We start from the raw sequence: 14,178 nt of genomic DNA, 5'->3' as shown, positions 1-14,178 counted from the left end.
ACTCACAAACCCGTTATCCGGCCTGGAAACGGCGGTCTTTTACATCATTACGACGTCAAATTGCTCCTGGTTATAGAGCGGTTCAATCTGGACTTTAACTTGCTTGCCGACAAAAATTTCCACCTCTGCCAGCGCGTGCGACTCTTCGCCTTTTAACGTTTCCGCCACCGCCGGAGAGGCATAAACGAGGAAACGATCGGAGTCGTAGGCATGATGCACACGCACGATTTCACGCATAATTTCATAGCAGACGGTTTCCACCGTTTTCACCGTACCGCGTCCATGACACGTTGGACATTCATTGCATAGCACATGTTCCACGCTTTCGCGGGTACGCTTGCGGGTCATCTCTACCAGACCCAGTTGCGAAAAGCCGTTGATGCTGGTTTTCACGCGATCTTTGCTCAGCGCCTGCTCCAGAGAATGCAGTACCCGACGGCGATGATCTTCATTATTCATGTCGATAAAATCGATGATGATGATACCGCCCAGATTGCGCAGACGCAGCTGCCGCGCAATCGCCTGCGTCGCCTCAATATTGGTATTGAAGATCGTGTCATCGAGATTACGGTGCCCGACAAACGCCCCGGTATTGATATCAACGGTGGTCATGGCTTCGGTTTGATCGATAATCAGATAACCGCCGGATTTCAGTTCCACCTTGCGTTCCAGCGCGCGCTGAATCTCATTTTCAACATCAAAGAGATCGAAAATCGGCTGATGACCGCTGTAGTGTTCGAGCTTGCTGGTCATCTCAGGGATATATTCCGCAGTAAATTCCAGCAATGCCTCGTACGTCAGACGCGAATCCACGCGGATTCTGTCCAGCTCGGCATCGGCAAAATCACGCAGTACGCGCTGCGCCAGCGCCAGTTCGCCGTACATCTGATAGCGCGTTTGCGGCCGCTTTTTACGCTCCATGACTTTCGTCCAGACGCGTTTGAGGTAAGCGGCATCCGACGCCAGATCCTCTTCGCACACCCCTTCCGCCGCCGTACGGATGATAAATCCGCCCTGCTCGTCGCAATACTCCGCCACCACCTTCTTCAGGCGTTCACGTTCGGTTTCGCTTTCAATACGCTGAGAAACGCCAACGTGCGACGCGCCGGGCATAAAGACGAGGTAGCGGGAAGGCAGCGTGATGTCCGTCGTCAGGCGCGCGCCTTTGGTGCCAAGCGGATCCTTTACCACCTGCACCATCAGATCCTGCCCCTGACGCACCAGCTCAGAGATGTCGCGTACGGTGAAGTTCTTTTGCTCTTCACCCGCCACGCATTCGGTATGCGGCATAATGTCTGAAGCATGAAGAAACGCGGCTTTCTCCAGTCCAATATCTACAAAAGCCGCCTGCATACCCGGAAGTACACGGCTTACACGGCCTTTGTAGATATTGCCTACGATGCCTCGTCGCGCTTCACGCTCAATATGAATTTCCTGAAGAATACCGCCATCAATGTACGCCACGCGTGTTTCCGATGGCGTTACGTTTACCAACAATTCAGCCGTCATGTTTATCTCTTTTCTCACGCAGTGCGTTAAAATTGCTCAGCAACTCATACGTTTCAACCAGCGGTAAGCCGACCACGGCGTGATAGCTGCCGTTTATCTTCCTGACAAAACAGCCACCCTGCCCCTGAATACCGTATGCTCCAGCTTTATCCATAGGCTCACCGCTGGCAACATAGCCCGCGATGTCCTCATCACTCAGTGTTCTGAACGTCACCTCCGTCACCACCAGACAATCCAGCACGTACTGGCTGTCCGCCAGCGCGACGGCCGTCATCACCTGATGCGTCTGCCCCGACAGTTTGCGCAGCATATGCGCCGCGTGTTCTGCATCGCGCGGTTTTTCCAGCACTTCACCGTTAAGAATCACGATAGTATCGGCGCCCAGCACCGGCAAGTCGCGCGCCGTTTGCGCCACGCCTGCCTGCGCCTTTTCCCGCGCCAGACGGGAGACATACTGTTGCGCGCTTTCGCCTTCGCCACGCGTTTCTTCAATTCCCGTAACGATACGTACAAAAGAGACGCCCAGCTGCGCAAGCAGCTCCTGGCGGCGAGGTGAACCGGAAGCAAGATAAACGTCAGTCATAGAAACCTTTACTGCACAGCAAACTGCTGGCGCACTTTGCGCATCAGCAGGAAAAGCCAGGGCCAGAGCACACCGTTTACTACACTACTCCAGAATACTTCCGGTCTGAAAGAGACGTTGATCACTAAAAACTCGGCCCAGAAAACAATAATGTCCACGACCAGTGAGAGCAATATCACCACCAGCGCCTGTTGCCAGAGCGCCAGGTTACGGAATAGCTGGAATTTCAGTGCAACCAGATAAGCAATGATACTCATCGACAAGGCCCGCACGCCAAGCGTGGAGCCGCTGATCAGATCCAGTATGGCACCCATCACAAAACCTGTACCCACATTTACGCGGTGCGGCAGTGCGAGGATCCAGTACAGCAAGATAAGGAGCACCCAGTTTGGCCGGAAAACGATGATGTCATCCGGCCAGGGCATGATTTGCAGCAATAGCGCAATAAGAAACGAGAGCCAGATAACCCAGCGACCCTGGCTACGATAACTTGCCACTATTGCCCCCCCGTTGCGCGCGTAGCCGCCGGTTGTTGAGGCGCGGCAGGCGCCGGGCTAATCCCCGTGGCAGGGTCCGGCATTGGCGCTGGCGGCCCCATCGCATCTGGCGAAGGCAGAACCTGCGGCATCATCTGCATCAGTCGTTCGTTAGCGACGCGATGCACATCTTCCGGCGTCATCGGATTAGCGCCGTTGCGATCGGCTCCCCACAGCAGCAGCAGATAACGCAAACGCTGTAAACCCGCAGTCGGACGCGCCTGAATCACGGTGTAAGCACGTTGGGTGTCCAGCTTGACGGACGAAACCACGCCCACCGGATACCCTTCCGGGAAACGGCCGCCCAGACCCGACGTTACCAGCACATCGCCAACGCGAATGTCGGTGTTTGCCGGCAAATGCTCAAGCTGTAAATCGTCCGTGCAGCCGTTACCGGCGGCAATGACGCGGATATCGTTACGCAGCACCTGAATCGGCAACGCATGTGTCGCATCGCAAATAAGCAGAACGCGGCTGGTCAGTTTCGCCACCGCAACGACCTGGCCCACTACGCCTTTGTCGCTGATGACCGGTTGCCCCTCATAGACCCCGTTCACGCTTCCTTTGTCGATCACCACCTGATCGCTGTAAGGATCGTTAACCGTGGAGATGACCTGAGTCACCATTTTTTGTTCGTCCTGACGCAGCGGCGAACCCAGCAGCTCGCGCAAACGCGCGTTCTCCTGTTTGTATTGCCCCAGCATCAGCAATTCGCTGTTTTTCAGCAACAGTTCCTGGCGCAGCGCCCGGTTTTCAAGTTCGAGTTGGTCACGCGAAGCCAGCGTTTGCGACACGCCGTCGAGTAATTCACGGGGACCATTGGAAATAAAGTAGAAAGGGCTGACGGCGGTATCCATGTACGTGCGGATTTGGCTGAACGTCCCCAGGCGGCTGTCGGCTATAATCACGCCGAGCGCCACCAGCACCGCCAGAATAAGGCGAATCTGTAGCGACGGGCCACGGCTAAAAATTGGCTTCATAAGTTTGCGTATTCTCGTATCAGAGTCGGCAGGGTAATCAAACCATCACCCTGCCGGTATCCGATTACTCTTCGCTGAACAGGTCGCCGCCGTGCATATCGATCATTTCCAGCGCCTTGCCGCCGCCGCGCGCCACGCAGGTCAGCGGATCTTCAGCAACAACGACAGGAATGCCGGTTTCTTCCATTAACAGACGATCAAGGTTACGCAGCAGCGCGCCGCCGCCCGTGAGCACCATACCGCGCTCGGAGATATCAGACGCCAGTTCCGGCGGGCACTGTTCCAGCGCAACCATCACCGCGCTCACGATACCGGTCAGCGGCTCCTGCAACGCTTCCAGAATCTCGTTGGAGTTCAGGGTAAAGCCGCGTGGAACGCCTTCCGCCAGGTTACGCCCGCGAACTTCGATTTCACGCACTTCGTCGCCCGGATACGCAGAACCGATTTCGTGTTTGATACGTTCTGCGGTCGCTTCGCCGATCAGAGAACCGTAGTTACGGCGCACATAATTGATGATCGCTTCGTCGAAGCGGTCGCCGCCAATACGCACAGAAGAAGAGTAAACCACGCCGTTCAGAGAGATAACGGCCACTTCCGTCGTACCGCCACCGATATCGACAACCATTGAACCGGTTGCTTCAGACACCGGCAGACCGGCGCCGATTGCCGCAGCCATCGGTTCTTCGATCAGGAACACTTCACGAGCGCCAGCGCCCTGTGCGGATTCACGAATCGCACGACGCTCTACCTGGGTCGCTCCTACCGGTACACACACCAGCACACGAGGGCTTGGACGCATAAAGCTGTTGCTGTGCACTTGTTTGATGAAGTGCTGGAGCATTTTTTCAGTCACGAAGAAGTCAGCGATAACGCCGTCTTTCATCGGGCGAATAGCAGCGATATTGCCCGGCGTACGACCCAGCATCTGCTTCGCATCATGACCTACTGCGGCCACGCTTTTCGGTGAACCGGCACGATCCTGACGAATGGCCACAACGGAAGGCTCATTCAATACGATGCCTTGTCCTTTTACGTAAATGAGGGTATTCGCAGTACCCAGGTCAATGGACAGGTCATTGGAAAACATGCCACGAAATTTTTTCAACATACTAAGGGATAATCCTGAAAGCTGGGGCGGAAAACAAAATCCGCTTACTTTACCAACCACACGCAGCAGCGACAAGGCGCAAAAATCATCTGCTACGGTGAAAATTAGCGCAGTACGTTTCCTTTGTTACAAATCTCTGTCTGGGTCCATCAGAACTGAATACATCAGCAGCAATCCTGGCCTTCATTTGCAACCTGTAAAAGGTCGTTTACCTGCATATTTGCTGCAACAATCTGGCGAGCAGACAAGCACACCCCCATGAGGCACAGCGCGCGTTATTCTACGTGAAAACAAATTAAACGGCAGGTTAAACCGAGTATCTTTGCGAATATTTTTTCACGTTGGTGTCAAGTGGTTGGGAGGAGGCAAAAAAATCCCCCTGTCCGCCCGCCACTCCGCGCCCCGTCAGCGTATGCCACTCGCTACGCGAACGGACGCCTGTCGCGTAAACCTGCGTATGCGTTCCCGTGCAGGCTTCCACCAGGCTCTGTACCAGCAACTGGTTTTCCGTTCGTTTCTCAATGTTTCTTACCAGACTCGGATGAAGTTTCAGTAATTCCACATTAAGTTCTTTAATCCAGCTGGTACTCACCAGCGTCAAACCCGCCTGTGTCACCGCGATCCGAACGCCAAGCGCATTCATTAAACGAATAACAGGCTGTAACCGACTGATGTGTTGACAAACATCTGCCTCGGCAAGTTCAAAAATAATACGTTTTCGCTGCGATTTTTCGCACTGCATCAACGTATCACGCAGCCAGCGCTGAAACCGTGGGCGGATCAACGATTCTACCGTTACCTGCATCGCCAGATTTTCCTCCGGCCAGTATTTCAGCAGCGGGATCAAACGGCTAATTTGCAAGCGGTCATACTCTTCCGATAAACCGAACTGCAATACCATCGGCATGTATTCCGCCGAAATCACCTCTTCGGCGCCGTCAAAGATACGGCACATCAGCTCCCGGTGGTGTACGCGTCCTTCACGCATTACCGCCGGTTTCTGATAAATCCGCGGCCCGCCCCGGCTGAGCATCTGCTCAATAAGAGTGCGCCAGCGTACGTTGCCACGGCCTTTTTCCGGCAGCGAATCGTCATACACCGCCCAACTGTTCCCTCCCTGCAACACGGCATTTCGGGTCGCGGCTTCGGCATGTTCCATCACCTGCTCCGTTGACTGACCGCTACGCCATGCGCAAATGCCGATATGTACCATATCGTCACGATCGAGCTTTTTATTAACCGGTAATGCATCTACCGCTTTTAATAACTGCCCGGCGATGCTCTCCGCTTCTTTCAATGTGCGGTGCGGCAACAGGACGGCAAAGTCGCTGCGGTGGTAGCGCGCCAGCAGCGAACCCGGGTAGCGCATAATAAATGTCGACAGCAGATTAATCAGCGCAAACAGCTGTTCTTCCGCGAGATCGCGCCCCCAGCTGTCGTGAAGCAGGTTAAAGTCTGGCAGGCGGATCATCATCACCACGCCATGCGATCCCACTTTTTCCTGATCTTCCAGCAGCGTCGCCAGTTGGTTATCAAAAAACAGGCGATTGCCCAGCCCGGTTTTGACATCCTGCGCCGCATAAGAACGGATAAGCGTATCCAGACGGCTGCGCTGTTCGCTGGCAAACTGAATTTCAGACAGCAGCATATCCAACGCGCTACTGGTGCGCGCGGGCCATTCATAGACCGACCCTCGCGCATTCGGCCCGCGTTCGCCGTTCAGAATACGCGTTGCACGAATTTCCAGCAGCTCCTGCCCGGACAGCTGGCGCTGTAGCCAGCGTACCGATAAGAACAAGATGAGAACGATAAAGCCGATCGCCAGCGTGAGCGGCGCGGTGGTCACGAGCGAGTGAAAATAGTTGCCCATCGGGTCCTGAAACACCACATGCAGCGAGGTGCCGGGATGCTTTACCAGCGGAATCGTCAGCTCACGATACAGGTTGTTGCTTCCCGCCGGCCGATAGCTGCTGTTGCGCGAATGGCTATACACCTGGCGGCCATCCTGCAACAAATCGACGCGCACGATATCGACCGATACCATCAGTTCATTAATCTGCGGCGTTAGCGTGACAAAATCAGAGGAGACAAGATGCGTGTCAATAGCGGTGGCGACCGCCTGAATGCGGCTGGTGAATTTATTCTCGATGGCATTGTAAAAACTCAGCGAGCAGCCGATGAGCGTAACGAAGATCGTTAACCCGGTAAGCAGCGTGACAAAGGCTGAGAATTTCGTCGTTAATCGCATCCGTGTGTTAACTCCGACAGTTATAAACGACATGAAAGAGCAACTCTGAACGCGAAGTCCGTTAAATTGCACAGCTAAGCGGGCATACTACCAAATCAGGTCTATCTGGCAATTTATTGCGTTGAATCGGCATCACGTTTTGATTAGCGAGTATAGTCTTCATAAATATTTTTCCAATCCACTATGCAAATTGAGGACAGGTTATGCAGGCTTTGATCTTAGAACAGCAGGACGGTAAAACCCTTGCCTCCGTTCAGACCCTTGAAGAAAGTCGGCTACCGGAAGGGGATGTAACGGTAGATATCCACTGGTCCAGCCTGAACTATAAAGATGCTCTGGCCATCACCGGGAAAGGGAAAATCATCCGTAACTTTCCGATGATTCCTGGCATCGATTTCGCCGGAACCGTACGCGCCAGTGAAGATCCCCGCTTCCATGCCGGTCAGGAGGTTTTACTGACCGGCTGGGGCGTGGGCGAAAACCACTGGGGCGGTCTGGCTGAGCGCGCCCGCGTAAAAGGCGACTGGCTGGTTGCTCTCCCGAAAGGCCTTGATAGCCGAAATGCGATGATTATCGGCACCGCCGGTTTTACCGCCATGCTGTGCGTGATGGCGCTGGAAGACGCGGGCATTCGCCCTGAAGATGGCGAGATTGTCGTGACCGGCGCCAGCGGCGGCGTGGGCAGCACTGCCGTTGCGTTGCTGCATAAGCTGGGCTACCAGGTTGTGGCCGTGTCAGGACGCGAAAGCACCCACGACTACCTGCGTAGCCTGGGCGCCAACCGCATTCTGGGGCGCGATGAGTTTGCCGAATCCCGCCCGCTGGAAAAACAACTCTGGGCCGGGGCCATCGACACCGTTGGCGATAAAGTGCTGGCGAAAGTGCTGGCGCAGATGAACTACGGCGGCTGCGTTGCGGCCTGTGGTCTGGCGGGCGGCTTCGCACTCCCCACCACGGTCATGCCGTTTATTCTGCGTAATGTCCGCTTGCAGGGCGTGGATTCCGTGATGACCCCGCCTGCCCGCCGCGCAGAAGCCTGGAAACGCCTGGTCAACGACCTGCCAGCCTCTTTCTATGCGCAGGCTGCAACAGAAATCACGCTGGCAGACGCGCCGAAATTCGCCGATGCCATCATCAATAACCAGGCGCAGGGCCGTACGCTGGTGAAGATTGCCTAATCTTCAAATTTTCGTGACATATTCGCGTTAACGTTTCGCCTCCGTCATGCTTAAAAAAACGCATGACGGAGGATGCTATGAAAATGAAAAAACTGACGGAAGCCGACGTAACCGCGGAGTCCGTTTTTATGTTGCAGCGCCGCCAGGTACTGAAAGCTTTAGGTATCAGCGCGGCCGCCCTTTCTCTGCCCGCCACCGCCCAGGCCGACCTGCTGAGCTGGTTTAAAGGCAACGATCGTCCCCCTGCGCCTGCCGGTAAGCCGCTTGATTTCAGCAAACCCGCCGCCTGGCAAAACGACCTCCCGTTAACGCCGGAAAACAAAGTCACCGGTTATAATAATTTCTATGAATTCGGCCTCGATAAAGCAGACCCGGCCGCCAACGCGGGTAGCCTGAAAACCGATCCCTGGACGTTGAAAATTAGCGGCGAAGTGGCGAAACCCCTAACGCTCGATCACGATGCGCTCACGACGCGTTTCCCGCTGGAAGAGCGAATCTATCGTATGCGCTGCGTTGAAGCATGGTCGATGGTGGTTCCCTGGATTGGCTTCCCCTTACATAAACTGCTCGCACTGGTCGAACCCACCAGCAATGCCAACTATGTGGCGTTCGAAACGATCTACGCGCCCGATGATATGCCGGGACAAAAAGACCGCTTTATCGGCGGCGGGCTAAAATACCCTTACGTCGAAGGATTGCGTCTGGACGAGGCAATGCACCCGCTCACGCTGCTGACTGTCGGCGTCTATGGTAAAGCGCTGCCGCCGCAAAACGGCGCGCCCATCCGTCTGACAGTGCCGTGGAAATACGGGTTCAAGGGGATTAAGTCGATCGTCAGTATTAAACTGACCCGCGAACGCCCGCCGACCACCTGGAATCTGGCCGCGCCAAACGAATACGGATTTTACGCCAACGTGAATCCGCACGTTGATCATCCGCGCTGGTCACAGGCGACCGAGCGTTTTATTGGCGCGGGCGGCATTCTGGATGTACAAAGACAGCCGACGCTGCTGTTTAACGGCTATGCCAGTGAAGTGGCGTCTTTATATCGCGGTCTGGATCTGCGGGAGAATTTCTAAGTGCGTCTGACACAAAAACAGATCGTCTGGCTAAAAGTACTGCTGCATCTTGCCGGATTATTACCGTTTCTCTGGCTCGTCTGGGCGGTGAATCAGGGAGGGCTCAGCGCCGATCCGGTCAAAGATATTCAACACTTTACCGGTAGGACAGCGCTGAAATTTTTGCTCGCCACCTTGCTGGTTTCACCGCTGGCGCGCTACGCTAAACAACCATTATTGATCCGCACTCGCCGCTTGTTAGGGTTATGGTGCTTCTCCTGGGCCACGCTGCATTTAACCAGCTATGCGCTACTTGAACTGGGCATAAATAATCTGGCGCTGCTGGGCCAGGAGTTAATCACTCGTCCTTATTTAACGTTGGGCATTATCAGTTGGTTCATTTTATTCGCCCTTACGTTGACCTCCACGCAGGCGGCGCAACGAAAACTGGGGAAACGCTGGCAACGTTTGCATAACTTCGTTTATCTTGTCGCGATTCTGGCTCCCATTCATTATCTGTGGTCGGTAAAAATTTTATCGCCGCAGCCAGTCATTTATGTCCTGCTGGCGCTGGCGCTTTTAGCCTGGCGCTACAAGACATTTCGCCAGTGGTGGCGGTCGTTTGCGGGCAAAATGCTGTAACGCCTCCGTTATGTGCGGTTTGTTGCAAAACCAGGACTCGCCTTGGGTCTTTGCGTGTTAGCAGTTGATAATCTTCCCTGATAAGACCAGTATTTAGCTGCCAAATGCTACGAAATCGTTATAATGTGCGACCTTGGTTTCCCGGACAGGGTTTTTAAGCCGCTGAAAGGGTGACAATCGCGCATCAAAGGTATATTTTGTTTTTTACCGGAGAATCGCAGGAGATAGCTGCACGATGGCCGACAAATTACACATTTTGCTTTTAAACGGTCCGAACCTTAATATGCTCGGCACCCGTGAACCTGATAAGTACGGCACCCTGACATTAACGGAAATTGTTAACCGTTTGAATGCAGAAGCCGACGCGCTGAATGTGACGCTGGATCATTTGCAGTCTAACGCGGAGTACGCACTCATCGACCGTATTCATCAGGCTAAAGACACTGTGGACTATATCCTGATTAATCCGGCCGCGTTTACGCACACCAGTGTTGCGATTCGCGATGCGCTGCTCGCGGTGAGCATCCCGTTTATCGAGATTCACCTGAGCAACGTACATGCGCGGGAACCGTTTCGCCAGCATTCGTATCTTTCCGATATTGCGGCTGGCGTTATTTGCGGATTCGGCGCTGACGGTTACTCATACGCTTTACAGACGGCGGTAAAACGCCTGTCACAATCACACTAAACAAAGAGTACGGAACCCACTCATGGATATTCGTAAGATTAAAAAACTGATCGAGCTGGTTGAAGAATCAGGCATCTCCGAACTGGAAATTTCTGAAGGCGAAGAGTCTGTGCGCATCAGCCGCACCGCGCCAAACGCAGGTTTTCCAGTGATGCAACAAGCTTATGCTGCGCCAATGCAGCAGCCAGCTCTGTCTAACGCTGTCGCTCCGGCGGCTGTTCCAGCAATGGAAGCGCCTGCTGCATCAGCGGAAATCAGTGGTCACATCGTACGTTCCCCAATGGTTGGTACTTTCTACCGCACCCCGAGCCCGGATGCGAAAGCATTCGTCGAAGTCGGTCAGAAAGTTAACGCGGGCGATACCCTGTGCATCGTTGAAGCCATGAAAATGATGAACCAGATCGAAGCCGATAAATCCGGCGTGGTGAAAGCAATTCTGGTCGAAAGTGGTCAGCCGGTAGAATTTGACGAGCCGCTGGTCGTCATCGAATAACGAGGCGAACATGCTGGATAAAATTGTCATCGCCAACCGTGGCGAGATTGCACTGCGTATTCTTCGTGCCTGTAAAGAACTGGGTATCAAGACCGTGGCTGTGCACTCAAGCGCGGATCGCGATTTAAAACACGTATTGCTGGCGGATGAGACGGTCTGTATTGGCCCGGCTCCGTCCGTAAAAAGCTATCTGAACATCCCGGCTATCATCAGCGCCGCTGAAATCACCGGCGCGGTGGCAATCCATCCGGGTTACGGCTTCTTGTCTGAGAACGCCAACTTCGCTGAGCAGGTTGAACGCTCCGGCTTTATCTTCATTGGCCCGAAGGCCGACACCATCCGCCTGATGGGCGATAAAGTGTCCGCAATCAGCGCAATGAAACAGGCTGGCGTTCCATGCGTACCGGGTTCTGACGGCCCGTTGGGCGACGATATGGATAAAAACCGCGCCATTGCAAAACGCATCGGCTACCCGGTTATTATCAAAGCGTCCGGCGGCGGCGGCGGTCGCGGCATGCGCGTTGTGCGCGGCGATGCCGAACTGGCGCAATCCATTTCCATGACCAAAGCGGAAGCGAAAGCAGCTTTCAGCAATGACATGGTGTACATGGAAAAATACCTGGAAAACCCACGCCACATCGAAATTCAGGTGTTGGCTGACGGCCAGGGTAACGCTATCTATCTGGCAGAACGTGACTGCTCCATGCAGCGTCGTCACCAGAAAGTGGTCGAAGAAGCGCCAGCGCCGGGCATTACCCCGGAACTGCGTCGTTACATCGGCGAGCGTTGCTCCAAAGCGTGTGTCGATATCGGCTATCGCGGAGCAGGTACGTTTGAGTTCCTGTTCGAAAACGGCGAGTTCTATTTCATCGAAATGAACACCCGTATTCAGGTAGAACACCCGGTTACTGAAATGATCACCGGCGTTGACCTGATCAAAGAACAGCTGCGTATCGCTGCGGGCCAGCCGCTGTCCATCAAGCAGGAAGAAGTTGTGGTGAAAGGCCATGCGGTAGAATGCCGTATCAACGCCGAAGACCCGAACACCTTCCTGCCAAGCCCGGGTAAAATCACGCGTTTCCACGCGCCGGGCGGCTTTGGCGTACGCTGGGAGTCCCATATCTACGCGGGTTACACCGTACCGCCGTACTATGACTCCATGATCGGCAAGCTGATCTGCTACGGTGAAAACCGTGACGTGGCGATTGCCCGTATGAAAAACGCATTGCAGGAACTGATCATTGATGGCATCAAAACCAACATTGACCTGCAAACCCGCATCATGAACGACGAGCACTTCCAGCACGGTGGCACCAACATCCACTATCTGGAGAAGAAACTCGGTCTTCAGGAAAAATAAGCGTGCGTTAATTGAAAAAGGCCGGTTTTCCGGCCTTTTGTTTTTTTCCCTCCGGTACATCCCATAAGGTACAATCCCCGCTTTCTTCATCCACAAGGGACAAAAAATGGACACGCGTTTTGTTCAGGCCAACAAAGAGGCGCGTTGGGCGCTGTGGCTGACCCTTCTGTATCTGGCTGCGTGGTTGGTGACTGCTTACTTACCAGGCGCGGCACCCGGCATAACGGGCCTTCCGCACTGGTTTGAAATGGCCTGCCTGCTGACGCCGCTTGTTTTCATTTTACTGTGCTGGGCTATGGTGAAATTTATCTATCGCGACATTCCTCTGGAGGACGATGATGCAGCTTGAAGTCATTCTGCCGCTTATCGCCTATCTGCTGGTGGTGTTTGGTCTGTCGGTCTATGCCATGCGAAAAAGGACGACGGGCACCTTCCTGAATGAGTATTTCCTCGGTAGCCGTTCGATGGGCGGAATTGTATTGGCGATGACGCTGACCGCCACCTACATTAGCGCCAGCTCATTTATCGGCGGCCCGGGCGCGGCCTATAAATACGGCCTGGGCTGGGTATTGCTGGCGATGATCCAGCTACCCGCCGTCTGGCTCTCGCTGGGTATTCTGGGTAAGAAATTCGCTATCCTGGCACGGCGCTACAACGCCGTCACCCTTAACGATATGCTGTTTGCCCGCTATCAAAGCCGTCTGCTGGTCTGGCTGGCAAGCCTCAGCCTGCTGGTGGCTTTCGTCGGGGCGATGACCGTACAGTTTATTGGCGGCGCGCGCCTGCTTGAGACCGCAGCGGGCATCCCCTACGAAACAGGGCTGTTAATCTTTGGCGTCAGCATCGCGTTGTATACCGCATTTGGCGGTTTTCGCGCCAGCGTGCTCAACGATACGATGCAGGGCATGGTCATGCTGATTGGCACCATCGTCCTGTTGGTCGGCGTGGTTCATGCGGCAGGCGGCCTCGGACACGCGGTCGAAACCCTGCAAACGATCGACCCGAAACTGGTGACGCCGCAGGGCGCGGATGACATTCTGTCACCGACCTTTATGACCTCATTCTGGGTGCTGGTGTGCTTTGGCGTGATCGGCCTGCCGCATACTGCCGTGCGTTGCATCTCCTATAAAGACAGTAAAGCGGTGCATCGCGGCATTATCATCGGCACGATTGTGGTGGCGATCCTGATGTTCGGTATGCACCTGGCGGGCGCGCTGGGGCGGGCGGTGATTCCTGACCTGACCGTACCGGATCTGGTCATTCCAACGCTGATGGTTAAGGTTCTGCCGCCGATTGCCGCCGGCATCTTTCTCGCCGCGCCGATGGCGGCCATTATGTCGACAATCAATGCCCAGTTGCTGCAAAGTTCCGCTACGATCATTAAAGATCTCTATCTGAATATTCGCCCGGAGCAAATGCATAACGAAACTCGCCTGAAGCGGATGTCAGCCATCATCACGCTGCTGTTAGGCGCGTTGCTGCTGCTCGCGGCCTGGAAACCGCCGGAAATGATTATCTGGCTTAACCTGCTGGCTTTCGGCGGCCTGGAAGCGGTGTTCTTATGGCCGCTGGTGCTGGGCCTGTACTGGGAGCGTGCAAACGCGACAGGCGCGCTAAGCGCCATGATCATTGGCGGCGTGTTGTATGCCGTGCTCGCCACCTTTAACGTTCAGTACCTGGGCTTTCACCCCATCGTGCCCTCGCTACTGCTCAGTTTATTGGCTTTTCTGGCCGGAAACCGTTTTGGTTCATCTGCCCAGCAAGCCACCTTATTGACTACTGATAAATAAAGAGT

General features: G+C 54.6%; 14 protein-coding genes. 8 read left to right on the top strand and 6 right to left on the bottom strand.

Annotation, left to right across the window (positions count from 1 at the left end; genetic code table 11):
• Nucleotides 1-39: 39 nt before the first annotated feature.
• The 6 genes from rng to csrD form a co-directional block, all read right to left on the bottom strand.
• Nucleotides 40-1,509, bottom strand: a complete 1,470-nt coding sequence (gene rng / locus OGX93_RS14350) for a ribonuclease G (protein ID WP_012135381.1) — start codon at nucleotides 1,507-1,509, stop codon at nucleotides 40-42.
• Complete coding sequence (locus OGX93_RS14345; protein ID WP_012135382.1) at nucleotides 1,499-2,092, bottom strand: Maf family protein; 594 nt, start codon at nucleotides 2,090-2,092, stop codon at nucleotides 1,499-1,501. The genes rng and OGX93_RS14345 overlap by 11 nt, the downstream gene beginning before the upstream one ends.
• Before the next feature lie 8 nt (nucleotides 2,093-2,100).
• The gene (mreD, locus tag OGX93_RS14340; protein WP_012135383.1) at nucleotides 2,101-2,589 is read right to left on the bottom strand and encodes a rod shape-determining protein MreD; all 489 of its coding nucleotides are present in this window, start codon (nucleotides 2,587-2,589) and stop codon (nucleotides 2,101-2,103) included.
• Nucleotides 2,589-3,608 carry a rod shape-determining protein MreC gene (mreC, locus tag OGX93_RS14335; RefSeq protein WP_049009237.1) on the bottom strand — a complete coding sequence of 340 codons (1,020 nt, stop codon included), beginning with the start codon at nucleotides 3,606-3,608 and terminating at the stop codon, nucleotides 2,589-2,591. Before mreC ends, mreD begins: the two co-directional genes overlap by 1 nt.
• 64 nt (nucleotides 3,609-3,672) lie before the next feature.
• Entirely contained in the window at nucleotides 3,673-4,716 is a 1,044-nt protein-coding gene (gene mreB, locus OGX93_RS14330; protein WP_000913396.1) for a rod shape-determining protein MreB, read from the bottom strand.
• A 307-nt stretch (nucleotides 4,717-5,023) separates the two neighbouring features.
• On the bottom strand, nucleotides 5,024-6,964 hold the full coding sequence (csrD, locus tag OGX93_RS14325) for an RNase E specificity factor CsrD (RefSeq protein WP_047460917.1): 1,941 nt from the start codon (nucleotides 6,962-6,964) through the stop codon (nucleotides 5,024-5,026).
• A gap of 203 nt (nucleotides 6,965-7,167) precedes the next feature.
• Between csrD and acuI the strand changes: the two genes are divergently transcribed.
• The 8 genes from acuI to panF all read left to right on the top strand — a co-directional run bounded on the left by acuI (nucleotide 7,168) and on the right by panF (nucleotide 14,173).
• Nucleotides 7,168-8,142 carry an acrylyl-CoA reductase (NADPH) gene (gene acuI / locus OGX93_RS14320; RefSeq protein WP_058668164.1) on the top strand — a complete coding sequence of 325 codons (975 nt, stop codon included), beginning with the start codon at nucleotides 7,168-7,170 and terminating at the stop codon, nucleotides 8,140-8,142.
• Between the two features lie 77 nt (nucleotides 8,143-8,219).
• Entirely contained in the window at nucleotides 8,220-9,221 is a 1,002-nt protein-coding gene (gene msrP / locus OGX93_RS14315) for a protein-methionine-sulfoxide reductase catalytic subunit MsrP (RefSeq protein ID WP_024130995.1), read from the top strand.
• Nucleotides 9,222-9,842, top strand: a complete 621-nt coding sequence (gene msrQ / locus OGX93_RS14310; RefSeq protein ID WP_214143732.1) for a protein-methionine-sulfoxide reductase heme-binding subunit MsrQ — start codon at nucleotides 9,222-9,224, stop codon at nucleotides 9,840-9,842.
• 235 nt (nucleotides 9,843-10,077) lie between these two features.
• Nucleotides 10,078-10,530: a type II 3-dehydroquinate dehydratase gene (aroQ, locus tag OGX93_RS14305; protein ID WP_012135390.1), complete on the top strand. Its 453-nt coding sequence runs from the start codon at nucleotides 10,078-10,080 to the stop codon at nucleotides 10,528-10,530.
• Nucleotides 10,531-10,552: 22 nt separating this feature from the next.
• Entirely contained in the window at nucleotides 10,553-11,023 is a 471-nt protein-coding gene (gene accB, locus OGX93_RS14300; RefSeq protein ID WP_012135391.1) for an acetyl-CoA carboxylase biotin carboxyl carrier protein, read from the top strand.
• Nucleotides 11,024-11,033: 10 nt separating this feature from the next.
• Complete coding sequence (gene accC / locus OGX93_RS14295; RefSeq protein WP_012135392.1) at nucleotides 11,034-12,383, top strand: acetyl-CoA carboxylase biotin carboxylase subunit; 1,350 nt, start codon at nucleotides 11,034-11,036, stop codon at nucleotides 12,381-12,383.
• 106 nt (nucleotides 12,384-12,489) lie between these two features.
• Complete coding sequence (locus tag OGX93_RS14290) at nucleotides 12,490-12,732, top strand: YhdT family protein (protein WP_012135393.1); 243 nt, start codon at nucleotides 12,490-12,492, stop codon at nucleotides 12,730-12,732.
• Nucleotides 12,722-14,173, top strand: coding sequence for a sodium/pantothenate symporter (panF, locus tag OGX93_RS14285; protein ID WP_047460907.1), 1,452 nt, complete (start codon nucleotides 12,722-12,724; stop codon nucleotides 14,171-14,173). The genes OGX93_RS14290 and panF overlap by 11 nt, the downstream gene beginning before the upstream one ends.
• Nucleotides 14,174-14,178 lie beyond the last annotated feature (5 nt).

This window comes from Citrobacter sp. CK195 (assembly GCF_030333365.1).
GTDB lineage: Bacteria > Pseudomonadota > Gammaproteobacteria > Enterobacterales > Enterobacteriaceae > Citrobacter_B > Citrobacter_B koseri.
The sequence above is the reverse complement of the archived record's forward strand: the minus strand, read 5'-3'. Positions and strand labels throughout refer to the sequence as shown.

Coding starts and splice junctions, on each gene's coding strand:
- accC (WP_012135392.1), top strand. CDS start 11,034: ATGCTGGATAAAATTGTCATCGCCAACCGTGGCGAGATTGCACTGCGT.
- rng (WP_012135381.1), bottom strand. CDS start 1,509: ATGACGGCTGAATTGTTGGTAAACGTAACGCCATCGGAAACACGCGTG.
- panF (WP_047460907.1), top strand. CDS start 12,722: ATGCAGCTTGAAGTCATTCTGCCGCTTATCGCCTATCTGCTGGTGGTG.
- accB (WP_012135391.1), top strand. CDS start 10,553: ATGGATATTCGTAAGATTAAAAAACTGATCGAGCTGGTTGAAGAATCA.
- OGX93_RS14345 (WP_012135382.1), bottom strand. CDS start 2,092: ATGACTGACGTTTATCTTGCTTCCGGTTCACCTCGCCGCCAGGAGCTG.
- OGX93_RS14290 (WP_012135393.1), top strand. CDS start 12,490: ATGGACACGCGTTTTGTTCAGGCCAACAAAGAGGCGCGTTGGGCGCTG.
- acuI (WP_058668164.1), top strand. CDS start 7,168: ATGCAGGCTTTGATCTTAGAACAGCAGGACGGTAAAACCCTTGCCTCC.
- mreC (WP_049009237.1), bottom strand. CDS start 3,608: ATGAAGCCAATTTTTAGCCGTGGCCCGTCGCTACAGATTCGCCTTATT.
- aroQ (WP_012135390.1), top strand. CDS start 10,078: ATGGCCGACAAATTACACATTTTGCTTTTAAACGGTCCGAACCTTAAT.
- csrD (WP_047460917.1), bottom strand. CDS start 6,964: ATGCGATTAACGACGAAATTCTCAGCCTTTGTCACGCTGCTTACCGGG.
- mreB (WP_000913396.1), bottom strand. CDS start 4,716: ATGTTGAAAAAATTTCGTGGCATGTTTTCCAATGACCTGTCCATTGAC.
- msrP (WP_024130995.1), top strand. CDS start 8,220: ATGAAAATGAAAAAACTGACGGAAGCCGACGTAACCGCGGAGTCCGTT.